The sequence below is a fragment of the Streptomyces deserti genome, from assembly GCF_054782695.1.
The window spans coordinates 1-24,182 of record NZ_BAAGRZ010000026.1; the positions used below are offsets into that span (position 1 = coordinate 1).

A 24,182-nucleotide genomic window follows, 5' to 3' on the forward strand; every position below is an offset into this window, starting at 1 on the left:
TTTTGGCACGCTGTTGAGTTCTCAAGGAACGGACGCTTCCTTCGTACTCACCCGAGAGACTCTCTCGCGGCTTTCCTCCGGGCGCTTCCCTTCGGTGTTTCCGACTCTATCAGATCCTTTCGGACCCGATTCCCAGTCGGCGGGATTCGCCTTTCGGCCTTGGCTTTCGCCGTCGGCCTTTCGACATTCACTACGTTAACCGATTCCCCCGCCCGATTCATAATCGGGCTTCCGCGGATTCGAATTCGGGCATGCGGACACGCCGGAATCGACCCCGTTGGGGGGTGCTCGTAGGTAGTGGGTTGGCCGCTCCGGCTGCTGACCATCGCAGTACCCGGTTCAGCGGCTCGGGCTACATTACGCACCTTCCGAGAGCACGTCAACTTCGGCGGCGCCTCGGGACATGGGCCCGATAGGGGCTCACCGTCGGGTCGTTGGCGATCCAGAAGCGCCAGGGGTGGGCGTCTCCGTCGCCTCCGTCGCCGGCCACTCCGGTGCGAGGGCCGTTGCGTACCTGGCCAGAGGGGACGGGCGTGCCGGCCAGGACCCGTAGCGGGGTGTCTCCGGAGGCGCAGGCGTCGGTGCCGTCGAGGGAGCGGTCCACGCCGAGGGCCGTCGCCAGACGGGCGGGACCTTTGGCCAGTTCCTTGTCGTTGCGGGCCGAGAGTCGACGGGTGCGGGCCAGCTCGGCGCCCTCGATGATCTCGCCGGCGCGCAGCAGTACCGCGCTCGCCCTGCCCTCCGGTCCGCACACCAGGTTCATGCAGAACCACATGCCGTAGGTGAAGTAGACGTAGACGTGTCCGGGCGGGCCGAACATCACGCCGTTGCGGGCCGTACGGCCGCGGTAGGCGTGGGAGCCGGGGTCGTTCGGGCCGTCGTAGGCCTCGACCTCTGTGAGGCGCAGGGCGATCGGACCGTCCGGGGTGGTGCGTACGAGGATGCGGCCCAGGAGGTCGGGGGCGACGTCGAGGACGGGCCGGTCAAAGAACTCCCTGGGCAGGGGCGTACGGTCGGGGGTCGCGATCATGCCGTCCGAGGGTACTGGAGACCGGTGGCGCGGCGGGGTGGCCCGGGGGCGTCCGCCTTGCCAGGGTGAGGGCACGGAACCGGCCACGGTCGGATCGCGTTTGTAGGGATCAAGGGTTCAGTCGTACGGGTTCACACGTAGGGAGAGTCATGGCGTTCAAGAAGCTGCTCGCGAGTCTGGGGGCCGGCGGGGCTTCGGTCGAGACGGTGCTGACGGAGAACAACGTCGTTCCGGGTGGTGTCGTCCAGGGCGAGGTGCGGATTCAGGGCGGGTCCGTGGAGCAGGAGATCCAGGGGCTGTCGGTCGGTCTGCAGGCCCGGGTGGAGGTCGAGAGCGGCGAGGAGGAGCACAAGCAGGACATCGAGTTCACCAAGGTGCAGCTCGGTGGTGCCTTCCAGTTGCAGCCGAACGCGGTGCACGCGGTGCCGTTCACACTGGACATTCCGTGGGAGACGCCGATCACGATGATCGACGGGCAGCCGCTGCGCGGGATGGACATCGGGGTGACGACGGAGCTGGCGATCGCGCGGGCCGTGGACTCCACCGATCTGGACCCGGTGAACGTGCACCCGCTACCGGCGCAGAAGGCGATCCTGGACGCGTTCCTCCAGCTGGGCTTCCGGTTCAAGAACGCGGACATGGAGCGCGGCCTCATCCGCGGTACGCGGCAGAAGCTGCCGTTCTACCAGGAGATCGAGTTCTTCCCGCCGCAGCAGTACCGTGGGCTGAACCAGGTGGAGCTGAGCTTCGTGGCCGACGAGCACGCCATGGACGTCGTGCTGGAGATGGACAAGAAGCCGGGACTGTTCGGCGAGGGCAGTGACACCTTCCGGTCGTTCCAGGTCGGGCTGAACGACTATCAGGGGACCGACTGGGCGGCGTATCTCAACCAGTGGCTGGCCGAAGTCGGCAGCAAGCGCAACTGGTTCTAGGCTCGGGTCCTACCGAAGGAATCGATCAGGAGGTACCGAGGTGACCGAGCTCAAGCGGCGGCCGCTCCCCCACGACTTCCACCCGCCCGTGCCGTCGTTCACGGTGACGAGCGAGGACGTCCAGGAGGGCGCGACGCTCAAGGACGCTCAGGTCTACGCGAAGGGCAACACCTCGCCGCAGCTGCGGTGGGAGGGCTTCCCGCCGGAGACCAAGAGCTTCGCCGTGACCTGCTACGACCCGGACGCCCCGACGGGCAGCGGGTTCTGGCACTGGGTGGTGTTCGACATCCCGGCCTCGGTGACCGAGCTGCCGGCGGGTGCGGGCAGCGGCGAGTTCGAGGGGCTGCCGGAGGGCGCGGTCCAGGTGCGCAACGACTACGGCACCAAGGACTTCGGCGGTGCCGCGCCGCCGCCCGGGGACGGGCCGCACCGGTATGTGTTCACGGTGTACGCCGTGGACCAGGAGAAGCTCGGTCCGGACGCGGACGCGACGCCCGCGTTCGTGGGTTTCAACCTGCGGTTCCACACGATCGCGCGTGCCCAGCTGATCGGTGAGTACGAGGTACCCGCCGAAGCGTGACGTTCATTGAACGTTTGCCCGCCTCTGGTCTTGGAAGTGATCAGAGGCGGGCATTTTTGTTGCCGGGGGCGCGGGGGTCACCCCCCGTGGGAGCAGCAGATATTGCGTTGTCCATCTCGGCGTGCCCGGCCAGAGTTGATCCCAGCCCGCCGAGGGGTGGGCCAGGGCACACGGGAGGTGGGCTGGTATGCGGGACACGCTGGTACTCAACGCGAGCTTCGAGCCGCTGTCGACGGTGACGCTGAACCGAGCCGTCGTTCTGGTGCTGCAGGACAAGGCCGTCGTCGAGCAGGCCCATCCCGAACTGCGGTTGCGTGGAGCCGCGGTCGACATACCGGCGCCCCGTGTGATCAGGCTCTGCAGGTACGTACGGGTGCCGTTCCGAAGACAAGCGCCGTGGTCGAGGCGGGGTGTGCTGGTCAGGGACCGGCACCGGTGCGCGTACTGCGGCAGGCGGGCGACGACCGTGGACCATGTGGTGCCGCGGTCGAAGGGTGGCGGGGACACGTGGCTGAATACCGTCGCCGCGTGCGCGGAGGACAATCACCGCAAGGCGAACCGGACGCCGGAGGAGGCGGGGATGACGTTGTTGCGGCAGCCGTTCGAGCCTACGCCGGCCGATGCGATGTTGCTCGCGCTGGCGTCGGAGGATCTTGAGGCGCTGCCGGATTGGCTGGCCCGGGACGCCGCTTAGCGTCTGCCGGGTTCTGGCTGTCTTGCGGCTGCGGGTTGTTTGTGGCTGGTCGCGCAGTTCCCCGCGCCCCTGAGAGTGGGTGCGGGGAACGTGCGTTTTCAGGGCTGGTCAGTCGATCGACGGCTTCTCGCGGCGTTCCGTGGTGCCCGTGCCCCCGCCGTTGCCGGAGTGGCCGCCGGAACCGCCGCCCATGGGGCCGAAGTTGCCGATGGCGCCGGACAGGCCCTTGAGGGCGTCGCCGATCTCGCTGGGGACGATCCAGAGCTTGTTGGCGTCGCCCTCGGCGATCTTCGGGAGCATCTGGAGGTACTGGTAGCTGAGGAGCTTCTGGTCGGGGTCGCCGGCGTGGATGGACTCGAAGACCGTACGGATGGCCTGGGCCTCGCCCTCGGCGCGCAGGGCGGCGGCCTTGGCCTCACCCTCGGCGCGCAGGATCTGGGACTGCTTCTCACCCTCGGCACGCAGGATCTCGGACTGCCGGACACCCTCGGCCTGGAGGATCGCGGCGCGCTTGTCGCGGTCGGCGCGCATCTGCTTCTCCATCGAGTCCTGGATGGAGGTGGGCGGCTCGATCGCCTTGAGTTCGACGCGGTTGACGCGGATGCCCCACTTGCCGGTGGCCTCGTCGAGGACGCCGCGCAGGGCCGCGTTGATCTCCTCGCGGGAGGTCAGGGTGCGCTCCAGGTCCATGCCGCCGATGATGTTGCGGAGCGTGGTGACGGTGAGCTGCTCGATGGCCTGGATGTAGCTGGCGACCTCGTAGGTGGCCGCGCGGGCGTCGGTGACCTGGTAGTAGATGACCGTGTCGATGTTGACGACCAGGTTGTCCTGGGTGATCACCGGCTGCGGCGGGAACGGGACGACCTGTTCGCGCAGGTCGATGCGGTTGCGGATGGTGTCGATGAACGGGACGACGATGTTCAGGCCCGCGTTCAGCGTCCGCGTGTAGCGGCCGAAGCGCTCGACGATCGCGGCGCTGGCCTGTGGGATGACTTGGATCGTCTTGATCAGGGCGATGAAGACCAACACCACCAGGATGATCAAGACGATGATGACCGGTTCCATCGTCGGCTCTCCGTACCCTTCTCCGCCTCGGCGCCTTCGGAAGATCTTATGTCTGTTGAAGATCTTGCTGGTCGAGTCTGACAGACCGTCGTGTAACCCGTGGGTTGTTCCGTCCAGTTGCGTCGTACGAGGTCACATGACGATCGCTGTGGCTCCCTCGATGTCCACGACGTCCACCTGCTGGCCGACTTCGTAGGCGCGGTCGGTGTCGAGGGCGCGTGCCGACCAGATCTCTCCGGCGAGCTTGATGCGGCCGCCGGAGCCGTCGACGCGTTCCAGTACGACGGCCTGCTTTCCCTTCAATGCCTCTACGCCGGTGGCGAGTTGGGGGCGCTGGGCGCGATGTCTGTTCGCGATGGGGCGTACGACGGCGATGAGCGCGGTCGAGACGACGACGAAGGTCACGACCTGGGCGACGGCGCCACCGCCGAACATTCCGGAGACCACGGCGGCCGCGACGGCGCCCACCGCGAGCATGCCCAGTTCGGGCATCGCGGTGATCACGAGCCCGATGCCGAGCGCTGCCGCACCGATCAGCCACCACACCCACGCGTCGATGTCCACGGGGTCATGGTAGGACCGCGGGCCCTGTCGCCGACAGGGCGCCGATCATTTTGAAAGGGCGTTCTCAGTCAGGGTTTTGCGATGTGGAGGACCGGTCAGGACAGCGGGAGGCCCTGTGCGGTCCAGCGGTCGCCCATCTGTTCGACGACGAGCGGGAGGCCGAAGCAGAGGGACAGGTTGCGGGAGGTGAGTTCGAGCTCCAGCGGGCCGGCGGCGAGGACCTTGCCCTGGCGGATCATCAGGACGTGGGTGAAGCCCGGGGGGATCTCCTCGACGTGGTGCGTGACCATGATCATGGAGGGGGCGATGGGGTCGCGGGCGAGGCGGCCGAGGCGCCGGACCAGGTCCTCGCGGCCACCGAGGTCGAGGCCGGCGGCGGGCTCGTCGAGGAGCAGCAGCTCGGGGTCGGCCATCAGGGCGCGGGCGATGAGGGTGCGCTTGCGCTCACCCTCGGAGAGGGTGCCGAACTTGCGGTCCAGGTATTCGCTCATACCGAGGCGGTCGAGGAAGGCGCGGGCGCGCAGTTCGTCGATCTCCTCGTAGTCCTCGTGCCAGGTGGCGGTCATGCCGTACGCGGCGGTCAGGACGGTCTGCAGGACGGTCTGGCGCTTGGGCAGCTTGTCGGCCATGGCGATGCCGGCCATGCCGATGCGCGGGCGCAGCTCGAAGACGTCGCTGCCGGGCCTGCCGAGGGTCTCGCCGAGGATGGACGCGGTGCCCTTGCTGGGGAAGAGGTAGGTGGACGCGAGGTTCAGAAGGGTGGTCTTGCCGGCGCCGTTGGGGCCGAGGATGACCCAGCGTTCGCCCTCCTTGACCGACCAGGAGACCTGGTCCACCAGCGCTCGGCCCTCACGGATGACGGATACGTCCTGAAGTTCCAGAACATCGCTCATGAGCGCGTTGTCTCCCCTTGCAGTGTGGCCGGTCTCGGCTGTCGCGTACGCCTGTGGCTCGGTCCGCCGCGCCGGTGGGCGCAGCCCTCAACGAAATCTACGCCACCGGTCGGCTCATCCAATCCATCGGTCTGGTCCTTAGGGTGGGGGCATGCTCACGGAACCACGCTCAGGGCGCCTTACTGCTTGGGGAAATGCCCTTTTGGCCGGACTTGTCTCACCTGATGACGCCGTGCTCGCGATCGTCGACGAGGACGCGGTGCACCGGGTGGAGGGGCTGCCCGGGGAGGTGGGGCCGGTCGGTCTCACGCTGGCGCTGGGGCGGCTGCGGACGCTCGGGGTGACCGGGCTGCGGGTGGCGCTGCCGGCGCCGGGGCATCCGCTGGGGTTGAGCGGACCGCCGGAGTTCAACGCGCGGGCGCTGGACGCTCAGGAGGCTGTCCTCTGTTATGGCGCCGCGTTCGGGCTGGTGCCGGAGGTGTACGAGGCCGGCCCCGAGGGCGATGTGCATGTGGAGGTCGTCTGGCACTGTCTGCCGGTGCGGGAGGCGCCGCCCGCCGATGTGCCGTCGCTCGGGGAGGCCGAGCGGGAGCTCGCGGAGGCCCTGCGGGAGGCGACCGAGGTGCTCACGCGGCTGGATGTGGCCGCGTCGGGGCCCGTGGCGGAGGCGGCGATCGACGCGTATCGGGCGCGGGCCGAGCGGGGGCGGGAGGTGTTGGCCCCTGGGTACCCGCCGCGGGCGGTGCGGGTGCTGGAGCTTGCGCAGCGGGTGGGTGTGCTGATCTCGCTGGCTGCGGAGAACGGGCACGGGGGTGCGGTGAGTGCGTCCGAGATGGTGGCGCGGCGGGAGGCGTTGCGGCCGGTGGAGCGGACGGCTCGGCGGGCGCAGGTCGCGGCGTACAACTCCGTTGTGGAGGAGCGGGAGCGGGGGATGCGCTGACAGTTCGCTGTCGGGTGCTCGGTGTCGGGCGGGGTGGGTCGCGCAACCCGGCAGCTGCGGGTGCCGCCCACCCGTACCGCCCTTGGCGGCACGTATGCCCGCGGCTTACGGACAGCCGACCCTCATGCCTGACCGGCCCCCCGGGTTGCCCGGGAGGCCGGTGGTCACCTCCGGCTCGGAGACGGAGGCGGGCGTCAGTGGTTGACGGCGTGGTTGCCGAAGGCGGGGTTCAGCACACCGATGACGTTCACGCTGTTGCCGGACACGTTGACCGGGACGTCCACCGGGGCCTGGACGACGTTGCCGGAGCCGACGCCCGGGGAGCCCACGGCCTGGCCGTCGGCGTGCGCGCCGCTGGTGGCGGAGGCCATTCCGGCACCGGCGGCCAGCAGGCCACCGGCCACCATCGTCACGGCCGCTGCCTTCTTCAGGTTCTTCACTTCTGAGCCCTCCTTGCGATTGCCGCGGCAGGCGCCGCAGCACGCACTGGAGAACGGCGGAGATCACGGAAGGATGCGCCAAGTGGGGGACATTCCCACGACGGTATGAATCTCGGTCCGGAGCGGGACACTCCGTATTGCCGTATGGATGACCAATCAGCTGGTCAGGCCGTGGCGTACGGCCCACAGGGCGGCCTGGGTGCGGTCCGCCAGGTCGAGCTTCATCAGGATGTTCGAGACGTGGGTCTTGACCGTCTTCTCGGAGAGGACCAGTGCGCGGGCGATCTCGCGGTTGGAGCGGCCGTCCGCTATCAGGCCGAGGACCTCGCGTTCGCGCTCGGTGAGTGAACCGGCCCTGCCCTGGCCGGAGTTGGCCTCCTCCTGGGACAGCAGGGCGCCGGCGACCTCGGGCTGGAGCAGGATGTGGCCGGCGTGGACGGAGCGGATGGCGCCGGCGAGTGCGTCGGGGTCGACGTCCTTGTAGACGTATCCGGCGGCGCCGGCGCGCAGGGCCGGGACCACCGTGCGCTGTTCGGTGAAGCTGGTGACGACGAGTACGCGCGCGGGGTTGTCGAGTTCGCGGAGTCTGCGCAGCGCCTCGACACCGTCCATGCCCGGCATCTTGACGTCCATGAGGATGACGTCGGGCTTCAGCTCCTCGGCGCGGGCGACCCCTTCGGCGCCGTCGGCCGCCTCGCCGACGACCTCTATGTCGTCCTGTACTTCGAGGAACGTGCGCAGGCCCCGGCGCACCACCTGGTGGTCGTCGACGAGCAGCACCTTGATTGCGTCAGCCACCGGGGACCTCCATCTCGATCGTGGTGCCCTTGCCGGGCGCCGATTCCACCGTGAGCGTGCCGCCGACCCCGCTCGCCCGGTCCCGCATGGAGACCAGGCCCAGGTGGCGTCCCGCGCGGCGGACCGCCCGGGGGTCGAAGCCGCTGCCGTCGTCGGTGACGCGCAGGACGGCTCCGGAGCCGCGGCGGTCCAGGGTCACGTCGACGTGCTCGGCTCCGGAGTGCCGCAGGGCGTTGTGCAGGGCCTCCTGGGCGACGCGCAGCACGGCCTCCTCCTGGGCGGCGGGCAGGGCGCGTACGCCCCGGCCGGCGAAGGTCACGCGCGCGGTGTGGGCGCGGTCGAGGACTTGGATCTGGGTGCGGAGGGTGGCGACCAGGCCGTCCTCGTCGAGGGCCGCGGGGCGCAACTCGACGACGGCGGCGCGCAGTTCGTCGGCGGCCTCGGCGGCCAGGGCGGCCACCTGCTGGAGTTCGCCCTTGGCGCGGGAGGGGTCGCGGTCCACCAGGCGCGCGGCGGCCTGGGCCGTCAGGCGGAGGGAGAACAGCTTCTGGCTGACGGCGTCGTGCAGTTCGTGGGCGAGGCGGGAGCGTTCCTCGGCGATGGTCAGTTCGCGGCTGCGTTCGTAGAGGCGGGCGTTGGTGAGGGCGATCGCGGCGTGCTGGGCGAGGATGCCGAGCAGTTCCTCGTCCTCCTCGGTGAAGCCGCACCTTCCCTCTGGTTCGGGGCCCGGGGGGTGTGGGGGGTGTCCCTCCACAGAGCGCAGCTTGTTGGCGAGGAAAAGGGCGCCGAGGACCTCGTCGCCGTCGCGGATCGGCAGGCCGAGGAAGTCGACCAGGTCGGGGTGGGCGGACGGCCAGCCCTCGAAGCGGGGGTCCCTGCGGACGTCGGCCAGGCGCTCGACCCTGGCCTCGTGCAGCATCGCGGCGAGGATGCCGTGCTGGCGCGGCAGGGGGCCGATGGCCTTCCACTGCTCGTCGCTGACGCCGTCGACCACGAACTGGGCGAAGCCGCCGTGGTCGTCCGGGACGCCGAGCGCGGCGTACTGCGCGTCGAGCAGCTCGCGGGCCGAGGCGACGATCGTCTTGAGGACGTCGCGCACCTCGAGGTGCCTGCTCATGGCCAGCAACGCGGAGCTCACCGCGGCGAGGCCGGACCGAGGACCGTGACTCATGTCCTCACGGTACCGGCGACCTGTGACAACGCGGATCGGGCCAGTGGCGGCGGCCGCCCGGTCCGCTGGGCCTAGGTCCCAGGTCCCAGGCGGACGACCCGGCGCGTGGCGTAGGACCGAGGTCGCCGGGTCGGCGGCGTAGGTCGAAGGGACCCGGCTGCTTGCGTCCCGCGTCCGAGGCGGCCCGGGCGGCCCCGTTCCTACGTTGAGGGCAGCCGATCAGGTGGCGACGAGGGGACGGATGTCATGCCGGTTGCGATCATCACGGGGGCCTCGAAGGGGCTGGGGCGGGCACTCGCCGGGGCGCTGGCCGCGCGCGGCTGGGACCTGGTGCTCGACGCCAGAGGGGCGGACGCCCTCCAGGAGACGGCGTCGCAGCTCAAGGCGCACGGCACACGCGTGACGGCCCTGCCCGGGGACGTCACCGACGCCCGGCACCGGTCGGAGCTGGTGGCGGCGGCGTGGCGGCTCGGCGGCGTCGATCTGCTGGTGCACAACGCGAGCGCGCTGGGCGCCGAGCCTCTCGTACGGCTGGAGGAGCTGCCCCTGGAGGGGCTGCGGCGGGCGCTGGAGGTGAACCTGGTGGCGGCGCTGGGGCTGGTGCAGGAGGCGCTGCCGCTGTTGCGGGCGGCCGAGGCGGGCACGGTGATCGAGGTCAGTTCGGACGCGGCCGCCGAGGCGTACGAGACGTGGGGCGGCTACGGGGCGTCCAAGGCGGCCCTGGACCAGCTCGTGGCGGTGCTCGGGGTGGAGGAGCCCGGGCTGCGGGTGTGGGCGGTCGACCCCGGGGACATGGCCACGGACCTGTACGCGGCGGCCGTACCGGACGACGACGATCCGCGGCCGGATCCGGCCGGTGTGGTGCCGGCCTTCCTGCGGCTGCTGGAGGAGCGCCCGGCGAGCGGCCGCTACGGGGCTCCTGCCCTGCTGGAGGGGCGGCGATGAGCCTGGCGGTGCGCGTGCCGGAGGAGCTGTCGGCGCGGGTGCCGGTCGAGCAGCGCGGGCCCGGGCTGGAGCGGGACGCCGTACGGATGCTGGTGTCGCGCGGTACCGAGGTGGCGCATCACACGTTCGTGGAGCTGCCGCGGCTGCTGCGGGCCGGGGATCTGCTGGTGGTCAACACCTCGCCCACGCTGGCCGCCGCCGTCGACGGGCGGATCGGGCACGCGCGCGTGGTGGTGCATTTCTCCACGCGCGGGGATGACGGCCGCTGGGCGGTCGAGCTGCGGGATCCGGACGGGCGGGGCACCACGCGTGCGCGTGCGGGAGGGCCCGCGGGTACGGAGGTGGGCCTGCCCGGGGGCGTACGGCTGGTCCTGGAGGAGCCGCTCAGTGCGCGCGGTGAGCGGCTGTGGTGGGCGCGGGTGGCGGGGGACGTCCTCGGGCTGCTGCGCGAGCACGGGCGGCCCATCCGGTACTCCTACACGGAGCGGGACCAGCCGCTGTCCGTGTACCAGACGGTGTTCGCGCTGCCGTCGCCCGACGGGTCGGGCAGTGCGGAGATGCCGAGTGCGGGGCGGCCCTTCACGGCCCGGATGGTGGCGGAGCTGGTGAGACGGGGTGTGCAGTTCGCGCCGGTCACGCTGCACACCGGGGTGGCCTCGGTTCAGGCGCACGAGCCGCCGTATCCGGAGCGGTTCGCGGTGCCGGAGACCTCGGCGAGGCTGATCAACGCCGCCCGGGCGGGAGACGGGCGGGTGATCGCGGTCGGGACGACGGCCGTGCGGGCCGTGGAGTCGGCGGCCGGCGCCGACGGGGTCGTACGCGCGCGTGCGGGGTGGACCGGTCTCGTGGTCACCCCGGAGCGCGGAGTACGGGTGGTGGACGGGCTGCTGACCGGGCTGCACGAGCCTGAGGCCTCGCATCTGCTGATGCTGGAGGCGATCGCGGGACGGGCGGCGATCGACCGCGGCTACGAGGAGGCGCTGCGCGGGCGCTACCTGTGGCACGAGTTCGGGGACGTGCATCTCGTCCTGCCCGCGGAAGTCCCTTACACAGAGCATTGCGCCAGCAACTGCTGGTGAGACCGGTACACCTCGGATGTGAGCCCGCGCATAGGACGCAGGTCACGTACGAATGTCCATAGGAGATGGATACGCCCGGATTGAGCGGGACAGACAGTCCAGTCTGCCCCGTTTTGCCCTTCCCTGATCCACTACCCAGCTTCGTACGTCACACCTTTGCCAGGCGATTTTGCGCCAGCTAAGAATTGCTCCCGTCGCTCAGCGCCGTGGGTTCCGCCCGCGGCGTTTGTGCCGGAAGCACCCATGTCCCCGCCCGGACGAAGAGCGACCTCCGCGCTACTCGAAGAGGTCCATCTCCCATGCCCAAGAACATTCTCAGTCGTGTCCGCAGTCGTGCCCTGACCCGCCACCACAAGATCGCCATGGCCGGTGTCGCCACCCTCGGTGCCGCCGCCCTGGGCCTCTCGGCGGTGCCCAGCAACGCGTCGACGACCACGACCGAGGCCGCTCCTGCGGCTGCGGTGGCGTTCAGCTCCGAGAAGATCAACTCCGAGCAGATCAAGGGCGTCGAGGCCGGCATCAGCGAGCAGCTCGCCGAGGCCAGCCAGAAGGCCCAGCAGATCGCGAAGCAGAAGGCCGAGGCCGAGGCCGCCGCCAAGAAGAAGGCCGCCGCCGAAGCCGCCAAGAAAAAGGCCGCCGCCGAAGCCGCGAAGAAGAAGGCCGAGCAGGAGCGCAAGGCCAAGGAGGCCGCGAGCCGCTCCGCCAAGCGCACCGAGGTCAAGCAGGCCGCCGCGAAGACGTACCCGGACAACCTCGACGGCTGGATCCGTGAGTCGCTCGACATCATGAAGAAGCACGGCATCCCGGGCTCCTACGACGGCATCAAGCGCAACATCATGCGCGAGTCCTCGGGCAACCCGAACGCCATCAACAACTGGGACATCAACGCCATCAACGGCGTGCCGTCGAAGGGCCTGCTGCAGGTCATCCCGCCGACCTTCAAGGCGTACCACGTCCCGGGCACGTCCTGGAACATCTACGACCCGGTGGCCAACATCACCGCCGCCTGCAACTACGCGGCCGACAAGTACGGCTCCATGGACAACGTCTTCGGCGCGTACTGAGGCCGCGTACTGAGGCCGGCGTACTGAGGTCTTCGGCGCGCAATGAGGCAGGCGCGGACCTCTGCCCGCTGAAAGCGAAGGGCGGCACCCGACTGACGGGGTGCCGCCCTTCGGGCGTCGGTGCCGGGACACCTACTTCCGCATGACCTCGGGCTCGTGGCGGCGCAGGAAGCGGGCCACGAAGAAGCCGCAGAGCACGCCGAGGGCGATCAGCGCGCCCATGTCCATGAGCCAGGTGCCGAGGGTGTGGTCCCACAGCGGGTCCGTGTCGCCGGCGCTCTCGGGCGGGCTGATCTTGTTGAAGTCCAGCGTGGCGCCCGCGGCGGCCACCGCCCAGCGCGACGGCATCAGGAACGAGAACTGGTTGACGCCGATCGAGCCGTGCAGCGTGAACAGGCAGCCGGTGAAGACGACCTGGATGATCGCGAACATGACCAGCAGCGGCATGGTCTTCTCGGCGGTCTTCACCAGCGACGAGATGATCAGGCCGAACATCATCGAGGTGAAGCCCAGCGCCATGATCGGCAGGGACAGCTCGATGAGCGTGGCGCCGCCGAGGAACAGGCCCTCCTCGGGGATCTCCCGGCTGGCGAAGCCGATGACGCCGACCATCAGGCCCTGCAGCACGGTGATCACACCGAGCACGAACACCTTGGACATCAGGTACGCGGAGCGCGACAGGCCGGTCGCGCGCTCCCGCTCGTAGATGACCCGTTCCTTGATCAGCTCACGGACGGAGTTCGCCGCGCCCGCGAAGCAGGCGCCGACCGCGAGGATCAGCAGGACCGTGGTGGCCGTGCCGTTCGGGATGATCCGGCCGGTCTGCGGGTTCGGCGGGTTGGGCAGCAGGCCCTTGTCCGCGTCGATGAGCAGGCTCACCGCGCCGAGCACGGCCGGCAGGATCACCATCAGGGCGAGGAAGCCCCGGTCCGAGGCGATGACCGAGACGTAGCGCCGTACGAGGGTGACGAACTGCGACATCCAGCCCTGCGGCTTCGGCGGCTTCATCGCCTGCATCGGCTGCATCTGTACGGACTGCGGCGCTACGGCGTCGATGTCCGCGGCGTACATCTGGTAGTGCTGCGAGCCCTTCCAGCGGCCCGCCCAGTCGTAGTCGCGGTAGTTCTCGAAGGCGGAGAAGACGTCGGCCCAGCTGTCGTAGCCGAAGAAGTTCAGCGCCTCCTCCGGCGGGCCGAAGTAGGCGACCGCACCGCCCGGCGCCATCACGAGCAGCTTGTCGCACAGCGCCAGCTCGGCCACGGAGTGGGTGACGACCAGGACCGTACGGCCGTCGTCGGCGAGGCCGCGCAGCAACTGCATGACGTCGCGGTCCATGCCCGGGTCGAGGCCGGAGGTCGGCTCGTCGAGGAAGATCAGCGACGGCTTGGTGAGCAGCTCCAGGGCGACCGAGACGCGCTTGCGCTGGCCGCCGGACAGGGAGGTGACCTTCTTGTCCTTGTGGATGTCGAGCTTCAGCTCGCGCAGCACCTCGTCGATGCGGGCCTCGCGCTCGGCGGCCGTGGTGTCGGCCGGGAAGCGGAGTTTGGCCGCGTACTTCAGGGCCTTCTTGACGGTCAGCTCCTTGTGCAGGATGTCGTCCTGCGGGACCAGACCGATGCGCTGGCGCAGCTCGGCGAACTGCTTGTACAGGTTCCGGTTGTCGTAGAGGACTTCGCCCTGGTTGGCGGGGCGGTAGCCGGTGAGCGCCTTGAGCAGGGTCGACTTGCCGGAGCCGGACGGGCCGATGACCGCGATGAGCGACTTCTCCGGGACGCCGAAGGAGACGTCCTTGAGGATCTGCTTGCCGCCGTCGACCGTGACGGTCAGGTGACGGGCGGAGAAGGACACCTCACCGGTGTCGACGAACTCCTCCAGCCGGTCGCCGACGATCCGGAACGTCGAGTGGCCGACGCCCACGATGTCGGTCGGGCCGAGGACCGCCGAGCCGCCCTTGGCGATCGGCTGGCCGTTGACGTACGTGCCGTTGTGGGAGCCGAGGTCGCGGATCTCGAAGCGGCCGTCGGGCGTGACGTGGAACTCGGCGTGGTGCCGGGAGACCTGCAGGTCGGAGACGACCAGGTCGTTCTCCAGGGCACGGCCGATGCGCATCACGCGGCCCAGCGAGAACTGGTGGAACGTGGTCGGGCTGCGGTCGCCGTAGACCGGCGGCGCCCCCGCGACACCACCGGCGCCCTGCTGCTGCGGAATGTGCGGCGCGGCCTGCTGCGGCTGCTGCCAACCGGCCTGCGGCTGCTGGGCGGGTGCCTGCTGGGGCCAGCCGGGGTTCGCACCCTGGGCGGCGTACGGCTGCTGCTGGGGCTGGGCGACCGCCGCTGCCGCTCCGGAGAGGTTCAGGCGCGGCCCGTCGGTGGCGTTGCCCAGGTGCACCGCCGTGCCCGGGCCGATCTCCAGCTGATGGATCCGCTGCCCCTGCACGAACGTGCCGTTGGTGCTGCCGTGGTCCTCGATGACCCAACTACGGCCGTTGAAGCTGACCGTGGCGTGCCGCCAGGAGACCCTGGCGTCGTCGAACACGACGTCTCCTTGCGGATCGCGTCCGAGCGTGTAGGACCTGGACGGATCGAGCGTCCAGGTCCGTCCGTTTGATTCCAGTACGAGTTCCGGCACTCCATGCCCCACTGAGTTGTCCCCCGAATTACCCCCGGCATGGGGAGTCTAGGGATGTCGAACATCGGGGGGAACTATTTCAGGCTCGGCACCCTGACCGAAAGTCGGGCCTTGTGAAGAGCGCACACGGGCGCATCAGCCGTTTCCGTTGACGGGGTTGAAACCGGGCCGGAGAGTGGTAATCCACGCGAGGGGGACAAGCGCGGCGGCCGCGCCGCGCCGCGGATCGGGGGGTCTGCCATGAGCGCGTCCACGAGCGTCGAGAGCGCGGCGGGCCGCACGCGCGTGCCCTGGGGGGACGTGCTGCTGTGCGCGATCGCCGCCGTGAGCTGGGCGTTGATCGGGATGGCGGGCACGGCGGCACTGGGGCTGCATCTGCTTCAGGCGGACGCGGCGGGCTCGTTGGGGCCGATGACCGCGGCGGTGGTGGCCCTTGGGGCGGGTGGTTCGGTCACGCCGTCCGGCGATGTGTCCGCGTTCGGACTGACGGGTGCGGAGGCGCACACGGCCATCGAGATCACGCCACTGGGTGTGAGCCTGGTGGGGGCGCTGCTGTTGTCGTTCTTCTTCCTACGGTCCTTGCGCGCGGCGGGAGTTGTGATCTCATCGGCCGAACTCCTCGCGCGCGCGGGCGCGGTGGTCGCACTGTTCGTGGCGATGCTGGGCGGGCTGGCCTGGGCGGGGCACGACGTCATCACCATCGACGGGAGTTCCCTGGGGCTCGACGACCTGCCCGGCGGGGGCGGTGGGGGTGGCGTGGAGATCCCCGGGCTCGGGGACATCGGAGGGCTGCTGCCGGACCAGATCGGCGACCTCGTCGACGCGCAGGCGGCGGTCGGCTTCACGGTCGACACCGCGCCCACGCTGCTCGGGGGGCTCGGCTGGTCGGCCGGGATCCTGCTCATCGCCCTGCTGGCCTCGCGCCGTACGCCCCTGCCGCGCGGCTGGGACGCCGTGCACCGGGTCGTCCGGCCCGCGGTGTCCGCGGTGGTGACCGTCCTGCTGGTGGCGGTCGCGGCCGGGCTCGCGGCGGCGGCGTACGCGGCGATCGGCGACGACCGTCCGCAGCGGATCGCGGGCGCGGCCCTGCTCGGCGCTCCCAACGGGGTGTGGCTGGGGGTGCCGGTCGGGCTGTTCGTGCCGTGGGACGGGCGGGCGACGGGTGAGTCGGCCCGGCTGTTGCCGGATCCGCTGGACGATCTGCTGCGGGTGGACTCCGACCAGCCCGTCACGCTGGGGCGACTGGCCGAGTTGGACGGGCGGGTGTGGCTGCTGGGGGTGGCGGCCGCGCTGATGATGCTGCTGGCGGGGGTGTTGCTGGCGGCGCGGACGCCTGTGGGGCTCGGGCGGGTGGCCGGTGAAGGGTTTGTGGGTTCGGGTTCTTGGGGCTCGGGTTCTCGGGCTCCGGGTTCTTGGGGCTCGGATGAGACGGGGGCCTTCGGTTTCGCCGGGCGGTGCGCGCTGCGGCTGGGGGTCGCGACCGCGTCGGCCCTGCCGCTGCTGGCCTGGCTGACGGAGGTGTCCGTGGACGCCTCACTGTCGATGCTCGGTTTCGACGCGTTCGGCGCCGGCATCGAGTTGCACGGGAATCTCGGTATGGCTCTCCTGCTGGGCGCCGTGTGGGGCGCTGGGGCGGGGGCCGCCGGGGGGCTGCTCGCGTGGGCGAGTGGAGCGGCGGGGCGAGGGGCTGCCCCGCTGGCACGGGGTGACGCGGGGGTGCGAGGCGCAGAGGGTGCCGGGCCTACGGAGAACGGGGCGCCGTCCGGGCCGTACGCGCCCGGTACGCCGTACCGGCCGCCGAACCCGGCCACCAATCCGTACCTGCGGGTGCCGGATGAGCTGCCGGGAACGGAGGACGCCCGGCGTGGGGGTGAGAGGCGGGAACGTGGCGGTTCGCCGAGGTACGGGGATACTCCGCCGCCCGGCGAGGCGCAGGCCGCTGGCGGCTCACCCGGACACGGCACAACTCCCCCACCCGCTGGTGCCGGGCGGCCCGCCGGGCGAGTCCGGCGACCCGGCGAGCCCCCGCAGCCCGACGAGGCGCGAGCGTCGGCCGAGGTGTCGGATCAGGCGTCGGCTCCTGGTGACGACGTGGACGTCTACGGTGCGCCGACCGTGGTCCGGCCGATCGGGCCGCCCCCGCCCAGGCCTCGGCAGCCTCCCGGGCCCCGGGCCGGGAAGCGGCCGCCGGGCCGGCCGGACGACGGGCCGCCTCCTCCCCCGCCACCGCCTCCTCCCCCGCACCGGCCGAAGGGAGGGCGGTGATCCGGGCAGGCTGACGGGAGCATGACCGGAACGTAAGATTCAGGCCACCGACGCGACACCCAGTGTTCGCTGTCCGCCAGACGGACCTCAGCGGCGGAAGGCACTGCGTGCCGGATACGGTGGAAGCACCATGAGCGCTTCGCAGACCTCCGACGTCCCCACTCTCCTTGTCAAGATCTTCGGCAAGGACAGGCCGGGCATCACGGCCGGCCTCTTCGACACCCTCGCCGCCTACTCCGTCGACGTCGTCGACATCGAGCAGGTCGTCACCCGTGGCCGAATGGTGCTGTGCGCGCTCGTGACCGAGCCGCCCCAAGGGCTGGAGGGGGATCTGCGGGCGACCGTCCACAGCTGGGCGGAGTCGATGAAGATGCAGGCGGAGATCATCTCCGGCATCGGCGACAACCGTCCGCGCGGACTCGGCCGCTCCCTGGTCACCGTGCTCGGCCACCCGCTCACCGCCGAGGCGACGGCGGCGATCGCCGGCCGGATCACCAAGGCCGGCGGCAACATCGACCGTATCTTCCGGCTCGCGAAGTATCCGGTCACGGCCGTCGAGTTCGCGGTGTCCGGTGTGGCCACCGAGCCGCTGCGCACCGCCCTGGTGACCGACGCGGCGAAGCTCGGCATCGATGTGGCGGTCGTCGCGGCGGGCCTGCACCGGCGGGCGCAGCGCCTGGTCGTCATGGACGTGGACTCGACGCTCATCCAGGACGAGGTGATCGAGCTCTTCGCCGCGCACGCCGGCTGCGAGGACGAGGTCGCCGAGGTGACGGCGGCCGCGATGCGCGGGGAGCTGGACTTCGAGCAGTCGCTGCACGCGCGCGTGGCGCTGCTGGAGGGGCTGGACGCCTCGGTCGTGGACAAGGTGCGCAGCGAGGTACGGCTGACGCCGGGCGCCCGGACCCTGATCCGTACGCTGAAGCGGCTCGGCTACCAGGTGGGTGTCGTCTCCGGCGGGTTCACCCAGGTCACGGACGATCTGAAGGAGCGGCTGGGACTGGACTTCGCCCAGGCCAACACCCTGGAGATCGTCGACGGGAAGCTGACCGGCAGGGTCACCGGCGAGATCGTGGACCGGGCGGGCAAGGCGCGGCTGCTGCGCCGGTTCGCCGCGGAGGCGGGCGTACCGCTGTCGCAGACCGTGGCGATCGGCGACGGCGCCAACGATCTCGACATGCTCAACGCGGCCGGTCTCGGTGTCGCCTTCAACGCCAAGCCGGTGGTGCGCCAGGCGGCGCACACCGCGGTGAACTTCCCCTTCCTCGACACGGTCCTCTACCTGCTGGGCATCACGCGGGAAGAGGTCGAGGCCGCGGACACGCTCGACGGCCAGTGAGCCGCCCCCACGTCTGACGACGTCTTCGCGCACGGCCGCGCGGGGTCCGGCACCTCCGGGATGCCGGGCCCATGTCACACGGAGCACAGCGAGTACACCCGGCACCCCGAGCGCACCGGGCAGGTCACTCGGTCGGCGCCCAGTAGTCGAGCAGCGTCGCCACGCCGGGCTCCAGGGTCTTCCAGGAGCCGGTGAACGACAGGACGGCGAAGGCGGCGGCCGGGAACCCGCGGCGGCTCATCCGCTCACGGGCATCTCCCTCGGCGGAGCCGGCCAGGATGTCGGCCAGTCCCTGCACGCCCGGGTTGTGGCCGATCAGGAGGACGTTCTGCGCGTCGTCGGGGGTCTCGTTGAGCACGGCGATCAGCTCGCCGGGCGAGGCCTCGTAGATCCGCTCCTCGTAGACGGTTTTCGGCCGCTGGGGGAACTCCTGGACGGCGAGCTTCCAGGTCTCCCGGGTGCGGGTGGCGGTGGAGCACAGGGCCAGGTCGAAGGGGATGCCGGTGTCGGCCAGCTTCAGTCCGGCTGCCGCGGCGTCCTGTCGGCCCCGCTCGGCGAGCGGACGCTCATGGTCGGACACCTGTGGCCAGTCGGCTTTCGCATGCCGGAAGAGGACGATCTTGCGGGGTTCTGCGACGCTCATGGGACCCAGCTTCGCATGAAACAGGCCATGAGGCGCAGGGAGTTGACGTCCGGCCCCGCAGGACTCAGCGGGCTGTCACCTGCTGCAGACGCTCGAAGAGGTGGGTGATCGCGGGGTCGCCGCTGGCCGCGTGGGCGTCGGACGGGTTCAGGATCAGGACGAGCAGCGTGACGAAGGCGAGCGTGGGCAGGGCGAGGGCCCACCAGGGCAGCCGCATGTCGACGCCGCCCCGGGTCGCCGGGTGGGTCCGAGTGTGCGTAGGGGCCGACATGGGTGCCTCCGCGGGTCTTCGGGGGGTCCGTGGTCCGTCTCGTGCTCCGCGACGCGCCGCTCGCGGCCACATCTCGAAGCTACGGAATCCACGCCCCTCAACCCATCCGGAGATCCACCCACATGACCCTGAGCCTCACCCCCTAGGGGATGGGGGGTTAACCCCACCACGGGCGGGGCGAGGGCCCGGTCACGGTGAGACGAGGGTCGCGATGACGCCGATGACGATGAAGATCGCGAAGAACGCGCCGAAGACGAGCAGCATCTTCTTCTGGCCGTTCTGGGGGTTCGGGTCGAGCACTGGCATGCGGCAAGTCTCGCACCCGTCACGCACGCCCGTTGCCCCGGGGGTGACTCGTTCCCCCCGGAGGTGACTCGCTCCCCCGGGGTGAGGCCGGCGCCCGGTCCCGTGGCCCGTGGCGGTCAGCGGCCGCCTCGTCCTCCACCGTACGGTCGCGCCCGGCCAGGACGCCCACCAGCATCTGCGGAATCATCAGGGCGACCATCAGCGCGATCGGCAGTCCCCAGCCGCCGCTGTGCTGGTAGAGCACGCCCACCAGGAGCGGCCCCGGGATGGAGAGCAGGTAGCCGGTGCTCTGCGCGAAGGCCGACAGCTGGGAGACGCCCGCGCTCGTCCTGGCCCGCATCCCGACCATGGTGAGGGCCAGCGGGAAGGCGCAGTTGGAGACGCCGAGCAGCAGGGCCCAGGCCCAGGCGCCGCCGGCCGGGGCGAGGTACAGGCCGGCGTATCCGGCGAGGCCGCAGGCGCCCAGTGCGAGCACGATCGGGCCCTGTTGGGGCAGCCGGGTGGCCAGGCGCGGGATGACGAAGGCCAGCGGCACGCCCATCACCATGGTGACGGCCAGGAGCAGTCCGGCCGTGCTCGCGGGCACGCCCGCGTCCCGGAAGATCTGGGCCATCCAGCCCATCGTGATGTAGGCGGCGGTGGCCTGGAGCCCGAAGAAGACGGCCAGGGCCCAGGCGGTCCGGCTCCGCGCGATCCGCAGCGCGGGCGCCTCCTCGGGCGCGGGAGTCCCGACGGGCGCCTCCTCACGCGCGGGCGTCACGGTGGACCGCTCGGCCGAGCCCGCTCCCCGTTCCCGTACGAACGGAATCCACGGCAGGACGGCCGCGGCGGCGAGCGCCGCCCACACCGCCAGGCCCGACCGCCAGTTCCCGCCCAGCGCGTCGGTCAGGGGCACGGTCACCGCGGCGGCGGCCGAGGTGCCCAGGGCGAGGGCCATGGAGTAGAGGCCGGTCATGGATCCCACCCGATCGGGGAACCAGCGTTTGACGATGACCGGCATCAGGACGTTGCTGACCGCGATGCCCATGAGGGCGAGGGCGCTGGTGGCCAGGAAGCCCGCCGTGCCCCCCGTGTACGGGCGTATGAGCAGGCCCGCGGCGATGGCGGCCATGCCGGCGCACACCACCGCGCCCGGGCCGAAGCGGCGGGCGAGGCGTGGGGCGGTGACACCGAAGACGGCGAAGCACAGCGGGGGTACCGAGGTGAGCAGTCCGGCCACACTGCCGCTCATGCCGAGCCCGTCGCGGACCTCCTCCAGGAGCGCGCCGAGGCTGGTGATGGCGGGGCGGAGGTTCAGGGCGGACAGCACGATGGCGAGGACGAGCAGGCGTGTCGTCCACGCGCGCGTGGTGGGCCCGCCGGCTTCCCGGGCGTCGTGCGCGGCCGAGGTGCGTACGGTCGTGGACTTCAGCGTCCGGGTTTCCTCGCTAGCCATGCGGCCCATCATAGAATCATGGGATGATTGGTGGTCGAATTCCGGCGGGCCCCGGCCGCACCCACCCGGGCTGCCGATCGGCGCCACGCCTGTGCGAAGGTGTGCCATGCCCCTGAGCCATCCCCGTCGTTCGGCGCTGTCCGAGCAGGTCATCGCCGCGCTGCGCGCCCAGATCACCTCGGGCGAGTGGCCGGTCGGATCCCGGATCCCGACGGAGCCCGAGCTGGTCGAGCAGTTGGGCGTCGCCCGCAACACGGTCCGTGAGGCCGTCCGCGCGCTCGCGCACAACGGCCTGCTGGACATCCGCCAGGGCTCCGGCACGTACGTCGTGGCCACCAGCGAACTGGCGGGCGTGATGCACCGCCGGTTCTCCGACGCCGATCCCCGGCACATCGCCGAGCTGCGGTCCACGCTGGAGTCGGGCGCCGCCGGGCTGGCCGCTCAGCGGCGCACGGAGAGGGACCTCAAGCAGCTCGACACGCTGCTGCTGCGCCGCGAGGAGGCGTGGGAGTCGGGGGATGCGGAGGCGTTCGTGACGGCGGACGCGACCTTCCATCTGGCGGTCGTGGCCGCGTCCCACAACGACGCGATGATCGCGATGTACGCGGATCTGGGCGAGGTGCTGCGGGACTGGCTGCGCGCGGACGTCGGCGAGGAGCTGAAGCCGGAGACGCACATGGATCACGCGCGGCTGGTCGACGCGATCCGCGCGGGCGACGCGGCGGCGGCAGCGGCGGAGGCCGCGAGCTATCCGTTCCTGTGCCGTCCTGGGCGGTTCAGTCCGCCGGCCGAGGGGTGACCGTTCCCTCCGCCTCGGCCAACACCTGACCGTTCCCTCCGCCGGCCAACACGTGACCGTTCCCTCCGCCGACCGACGCCTGACGGCTGCCGCGGCCGGCCGACGCATGACCGTTCACTCCGCCCGCCGCACGCCCACGCCTGACCGCTGCGGACGCCGACCGACCCCTGACGCCGGCCGACGCATGACCGTTGCATCCATCCGCCGTCGGCACCTGACCGCCGCATCCGCCCCGCCGGTGGCCAACCCCCTTCAGCCCACCCGCCGATGACTGATCCACGCCGAGCCCACTTCTTTCCAGCAGCGGCCGGTCAGGCGCACGGTCTGGGCGGGCCCGGCGTCCACCGGGGAGGTGTCGCTGTCGAGGTCCCACCAGCGGGCGCACTCGACGTGCAGGCTCACCCGGTCGGTCTCGGGATACGGGTTATGGCAGTACGCGGTCACGCGGGAGCCGGTGACACGGATCCGGCACGCTGCGCCGAAGGGCTCCTCGGACGCGCGTTCCTCGGCGGGCACGCGCGCGTGGGGCAGTGCCTCGTACGGCAGGGTCGGCACGAGAGCGACGGCCACGGTCACTGAGGCCAGGCGGCGGGACAAGCGCACAAGGGGGACCTCCTCGGCCGTGCTGGGGAGGGGATCGCGTGGTGAACGCTTAATCCAGAGTGCGCAGTTGCCGGCCGTGCCGCCCGGCCGGATGGGCCGATCGGGTGACACGCCGAGGGCCCGCACCCGGCAGGATGCGAGCCCCCAGAGGTCCCTCAGAGGTCCCTAAGAGGTCCCTCAGAAGTCAGCGATACCGGTCACGCACCGATGGCGTGCAGACCGCCGTCCACGTGGATGATCTCGCCGGTGGTCTTCGGGAACCAATCGCTCAGCAGCGCGACGATGCCGCGACCGGCCGGCTCGGGGTCCTTCAGGTCCCACTCCAGCGGGGAGCGGCTGTCCCACACCGAGGCCAGCTCGCTGAAGCCGGGGATGGACTTGGCGGCCATCGAGCCGATCGGGCCGGCCGAGATCAGGTTGCAGCGGATGTTCTGCTTGCCCAGGTCGCGCGCCATGTAGCGGTTGACGGCCTCCAGGGCGGCCTTGGCCGGGCCCATCCAGTCGTACTGCGGCCAGGCGTACTGGGCGTCGAAGGTGAGGCCGACGACGGAGCCGCCGTTCTGCATGAGCGGCAGGCACGCCATGGTGAGCGACTTCAGGGAGAACGCCGAGACGTGCATGGCGGTGGCGACCGACTCGAACGGCGTGTTGAGGAAGTTGCCGCCGAGGGCGTCCTGCGGGGCGAAACCGATGGAGTGGACGACGCCGTCGAGGCCGCCGAGCTCCTCGCCGACCACGTCGGCCAGGCGGCCGAGGTGCTCGTCGTTCGTCACGTCCAGCTCGATGACCTTGGTGGGCTTGGGCAGCCGCTTGGCGACGCGCTCGGTCAGCGTGGGCCGCGGGAACGCGGTCAGGATGATCTCGGCGCCCTGCTCCTGGGCCAGCTTGGCGGCGTGGAAGGCGATGGAGGACTCCATCAGCACACCGGTGATCAGGACGCGCTTGCCCTCGAGAATTCCGCTCATGGTGATCAGTGACCCATTCCCAGTCCGCCGTCAACGGGGATGACGGCTCCAGTGATGTACGAGGCGTCGTCCGAGGCGAGGAACCGCACCGCCGCGGCGATCTCCTCCGGCTGCGCGTACCGGCCGAGCGGCACCTGCGACACGATGCCCGCGCGCTGCTCGTCGGTGAGCACCTTGGTCATGTCGGTGTCGACGAAGCCGGGCGCGACGACGTTGAAGGTGATGTTGCGCGAGCCCAGCTCACGGGCGAGGGAGCGCGCGAAGCCGACCAGGGCGGCCTTGGAGGCGGCGTAGTTCGCCTGCCCCGCGGAGCCGAGCAGTCCGACGACCGAGGAGATCAGGACGACGCGGCCCTTCTTGGCGCGCAGCATGCCGCGGTTGGCGCGCTTGACGACGCGGAAGGTGCCGGTGAGGTTGGTGTCGATGACCGAGGTGAAGTCCTCCTCGGACATGCGCATCAGGAGCTGGTCCTTGGTGATGCCGGCGTTGGCGATGAGGACCTCGACGGGACCGTGCGCGTCCTCGATCTCCTTGTAGGCCTGCTCCACCTGCTCGGGGTCGGTGATGTCGCACTTGACGGCGAGGAAGCCGGCCGGCGGCTCCCCCGAGCGGTACGTGATCGCGACCTTGTCGCCGGCGTCGGCGAAAGCGCGGGCGATGGCGAGGCCGATGCCCCGGTTGCCTCCGGTGACGAGAACCGAGCGGCTCAACGGATCACCCTTTCGATAGCGGT

General features: G+C 70.8%; 25 protein-coding genes. 10 read left to right on the forward strand and 15 right to left on the reverse strand.

Features of this window, described 5'->3' with window-relative positions; translation table 11 throughout:
* Window positions 1-379 precede the first annotated feature (379 nt).
* On the reverse strand, window positions 380-1,030 hold the full coding sequence (locus ACYVMZ_RS30455; RefSeq protein ID WP_461085331.1) for a DNA-3-methyladenine glycosylase: 651 nt from the start codon (window positions 1,028-1,030) through the stop codon (window positions 380-382).
* Between the two features lie 149 nt (window positions 1,031-1,179).
* On the opposite strand from ACYVMZ_RS30455, the gene ACYVMZ_RS30460 reads away from it, so the two are divergent.
* From ACYVMZ_RS30460 to ACYVMZ_RS30470, 3 genes are all read left to right on the forward strand, one after another.
* Window positions 1,180-1,962, forward strand: a complete 783-nt coding sequence (locus tag ACYVMZ_RS30460) for a sporulation protein (protein WP_461085333.1) — start codon at window positions 1,180-1,182, stop codon at window positions 1,960-1,962.
* Window positions 1,963-2,002: 40 nt separating this feature from the next.
* Window positions 2,003-2,542 carry a YbhB/YbcL family Raf kinase inhibitor-like protein gene (locus ACYVMZ_RS30465; RefSeq protein WP_461085335.1) on the forward strand — a complete coding sequence of 180 codons (540 nt, stop codon included), beginning with the start codon at window positions 2,003-2,005 and terminating at the stop codon, window positions 2,540-2,542.
* 187 nt (window positions 2,543-2,729) lie between these two features.
* A complete protein-coding gene (locus ACYVMZ_RS30470; protein WP_461085337.1) occupies window positions 2,730-3,236 on the forward strand; it encodes an HNH endonuclease in 507 nt (168 codons plus the stop codon).
* Between the two features lie 108 nt (window positions 3,237-3,344).
* On the opposite strand, the gene ACYVMZ_RS30475 is transcribed toward ACYVMZ_RS30470, so the two are convergent.
* From ACYVMZ_RS30475 to ACYVMZ_RS30485, 3 genes are all read right to left on the reverse strand, one after another.
* Window positions 3,345-4,301, reverse strand: coding sequence for an SPFH domain-containing protein (locus tag ACYVMZ_RS30475; protein WP_461085339.1), 957 nt, complete (start codon window positions 4,299-4,301; stop codon window positions 3,345-3,347).
* Window positions 4,302-4,433: 132 nt separating this feature from the next.
* Window positions 4,434-4,865 (reverse strand): NfeD family protein, encoded by a 432-nt coding sequence (locus ACYVMZ_RS30480; protein ID WP_461085341.1) that lies wholly within the window; start codon window positions 4,863-4,865, stop codon window positions 4,434-4,436.
* Window positions 4,866-4,960: 95 nt separating this feature from the next.
* A complete protein-coding gene (locus tag ACYVMZ_RS30485; protein WP_461085343.1) occupies window positions 4,961-5,758 on the reverse strand; it encodes an ABC transporter ATP-binding protein in 798 nt (265 codons plus the stop codon).
* A 151-nt stretch (window positions 5,759-5,909) separates the two neighbouring features.
* Between ACYVMZ_RS30485 and ACYVMZ_RS30490 the strand changes: the two genes are divergently transcribed.
* Entirely contained in the window at window positions 5,910-6,698 is a 789-nt protein-coding gene (locus ACYVMZ_RS30490) for a hypothetical protein (protein WP_461085345.1), read from the forward strand.
* 194 nt (window positions 6,699-6,892) lie between these two features.
* On the opposite strand, the gene ACYVMZ_RS30495 is transcribed toward ACYVMZ_RS30490, so the two are convergent.
* From ACYVMZ_RS30495 to ACYVMZ_RS30505, 3 genes are all read right to left on the reverse strand, one after another.
* Entirely contained in the window at window positions 6,893-7,138 is a 246-nt protein-coding gene (locus ACYVMZ_RS30495) for a chaplin (protein ID WP_461085347.1), read from the reverse strand.
* 156 nt (window positions 7,139-7,294) lie between these two features.
* The gene (locus ACYVMZ_RS30500) at window positions 7,295-7,936 is read right to left on the reverse strand and encodes a response regulator (RefSeq protein WP_461085348.1); all 642 of its coding nucleotides are present in this window, start codon (window positions 7,934-7,936) and stop codon (window positions 7,295-7,297) included.
* Window positions 7,929-9,107: a GAF domain-containing sensor histidine kinase gene (locus ACYVMZ_RS30505; protein WP_461085350.1), complete on the reverse strand. Its 1,179-nt coding sequence runs from the start codon at window positions 9,105-9,107 to the stop codon at window positions 7,929-7,931. Before ACYVMZ_RS30505 ends, ACYVMZ_RS30500 begins: the two co-directional genes overlap by 8 nt.
* 246 nt (window positions 9,108-9,353) lie before the next feature.
* On the opposite strand from ACYVMZ_RS30505, the gene ACYVMZ_RS30510 reads away from it, so the two are divergent.
* The 3 genes from ACYVMZ_RS30510 to ACYVMZ_RS30520 all read left to right on the forward strand — a co-directional run bounded on the left by ACYVMZ_RS30510 (window position 9,354) and on the right by ACYVMZ_RS30520 (window position 12,195).
* Window positions 9,354-10,052, forward strand: a complete 699-nt coding sequence (locus tag ACYVMZ_RS30510) for an SDR family NAD(P)-dependent oxidoreductase (protein WP_461085352.1) — start codon at window positions 9,354-9,356, stop codon at window positions 10,050-10,052.
* Window positions 10,049-11,131, forward strand: coding sequence for an S-adenosylmethionine:tRNA ribosyltransferase-isomerase (locus ACYVMZ_RS30515; protein WP_461085354.1), 1,083 nt, complete (start codon window positions 10,049-10,051; stop codon window positions 11,129-11,131). The genes ACYVMZ_RS30510 and ACYVMZ_RS30515 overlap by 4 nt, the downstream gene beginning before the upstream one ends.
* A 299-nt stretch (window positions 11,132-11,430) precedes the next feature.
* Window positions 11,431-12,195 carry a transglycosylase SLT domain-containing protein gene (locus ACYVMZ_RS30520; RefSeq protein WP_461085356.1) on the forward strand — a complete coding sequence of 255 codons (765 nt, stop codon included), beginning with the start codon at window positions 11,431-11,433 and terminating at the stop codon, window positions 12,193-12,195.
* A gap of 132 nt (window positions 12,196-12,327) precedes the next feature.
* On the opposite strand, the gene ACYVMZ_RS30525 is transcribed toward ACYVMZ_RS30520, so the two are convergent.
* Window positions 12,328-14,823 (reverse strand): ABC transporter ATP-binding protein/permease, encoded by a 2,496-nt coding sequence (locus ACYVMZ_RS30525; RefSeq protein ID WP_461085358.1) that lies wholly within the window; start codon window positions 14,821-14,823, stop codon window positions 12,328-12,330.
* Window positions 14,824-15,063: 240 nt separating this feature from the next.
* Here ACYVMZ_RS30525 and ACYVMZ_RS30530 point away from each other — a divergent pair, with 240 nt between their 5' ends.
* Both ACYVMZ_RS30530 and serB read left to right on the forward strand, forming a co-directional pair.
* Complete coding sequence (locus tag ACYVMZ_RS30530; protein WP_461085360.1) at window positions 15,064-17,088, forward strand: streptophobe family protein; 2,025 nt, start codon at window positions 15,064-15,066, stop codon at window positions 17,086-17,088.
* Between the two features lie 130 nt (window positions 17,089-17,218).
* Window positions 17,219-18,427 carry a phosphoserine phosphatase SerB gene (serB, locus tag ACYVMZ_RS30535; RefSeq protein WP_461085362.1) on the forward strand — a complete coding sequence of 403 codons (1,209 nt, stop codon included), beginning with the start codon at window positions 17,219-17,221 and terminating at the stop codon, window positions 18,425-18,427.
* 124 nt (window positions 18,428-18,551) lie between these two features.
* Here the strand turns inward: serB and ACYVMZ_RS30540 are convergent, their stop codons facing one another.
* From ACYVMZ_RS30540 to ACYVMZ_RS30555, 4 genes are all read right to left on the reverse strand, one after another.
* Window positions 18,552-19,070, reverse strand: a complete 519-nt coding sequence (locus ACYVMZ_RS30540; protein WP_461085364.1) for a SixA phosphatase family protein — start codon at window positions 19,068-19,070, stop codon at window positions 18,552-18,554.
* A gap of 64 nt (window positions 19,071-19,134) precedes the next feature.
* The gene (locus ACYVMZ_RS30545; RefSeq protein WP_461085366.1) at window positions 19,135-19,341 is read right to left on the reverse strand and encodes a hypothetical protein; all 207 of its coding nucleotides are present in this window, start codon (window positions 19,339-19,341) and stop codon (window positions 19,135-19,137) included.
* A 189-nt stretch (window positions 19,342-19,530) separates the two neighbouring features.
* Complete coding sequence (locus tag ACYVMZ_RS30550) at window positions 19,531-19,647, reverse strand: SGM_5486 family transporter-associated protein (RefSeq protein WP_461085368.1); 117 nt, start codon at window positions 19,645-19,647, stop codon at window positions 19,531-19,533.
* Window positions 19,648-19,666: 19 nt separating this feature from the next.
* Window positions 19,667-21,091, reverse strand: a complete 1,425-nt coding sequence (locus tag ACYVMZ_RS30555) for a CynX/NimT family MFS transporter (protein WP_461085370.1) — start codon at window positions 21,089-21,091, stop codon at window positions 19,667-19,669.
* Window positions 21,092-21,188: 97 nt separating this feature from the next.
* Between ACYVMZ_RS30555 and ACYVMZ_RS30560 the strand changes: the two genes are divergently transcribed.
* Window positions 21,189-21,881 (forward strand): FadR/GntR family transcriptional regulator, encoded by a 693-nt coding sequence (locus ACYVMZ_RS30560; RefSeq protein ID WP_461085372.1) that lies wholly within the window; start codon window positions 21,189-21,191, stop codon window positions 21,879-21,881.
* A gap of 252 nt (window positions 21,882-22,133) precedes the next feature.
* Here the strand turns inward: ACYVMZ_RS30560 and ACYVMZ_RS30565 are convergent, their stop codons facing one another.
* The 3 genes from ACYVMZ_RS30565 to fabG form a co-directional block, all read right to left on the reverse strand.
* Window positions 22,134-22,484, reverse strand: coding sequence for a hypothetical protein (locus tag ACYVMZ_RS30565; protein WP_461085374.1), 351 nt, complete (start codon window positions 22,482-22,484; stop codon window positions 22,134-22,136).
* 197 nt (window positions 22,485-22,681) lie between these two features.
* Window positions 22,682-23,449: an enoyl-ACP reductase FabI gene (fabI, locus tag ACYVMZ_RS30570; protein WP_461085376.1), complete on the reverse strand. Its 768-nt coding sequence runs from the start codon at window positions 23,447-23,449 to the stop codon at window positions 22,682-22,684.
* Window positions 23,450-23,454: 5 nt separating this feature from the next.
* Window positions 23,455-24,159 carry a 3-oxoacyl-[acyl-carrier-protein] reductase gene (fabG, locus tag ACYVMZ_RS30575; protein WP_461085378.1) on the reverse strand — a complete coding sequence of 235 codons (705 nt, stop codon included), beginning with the start codon at window positions 24,157-24,159 and terminating at the stop codon, window positions 23,455-23,457.
* Window positions 24,160-24,182 lie beyond the last annotated feature (23 nt).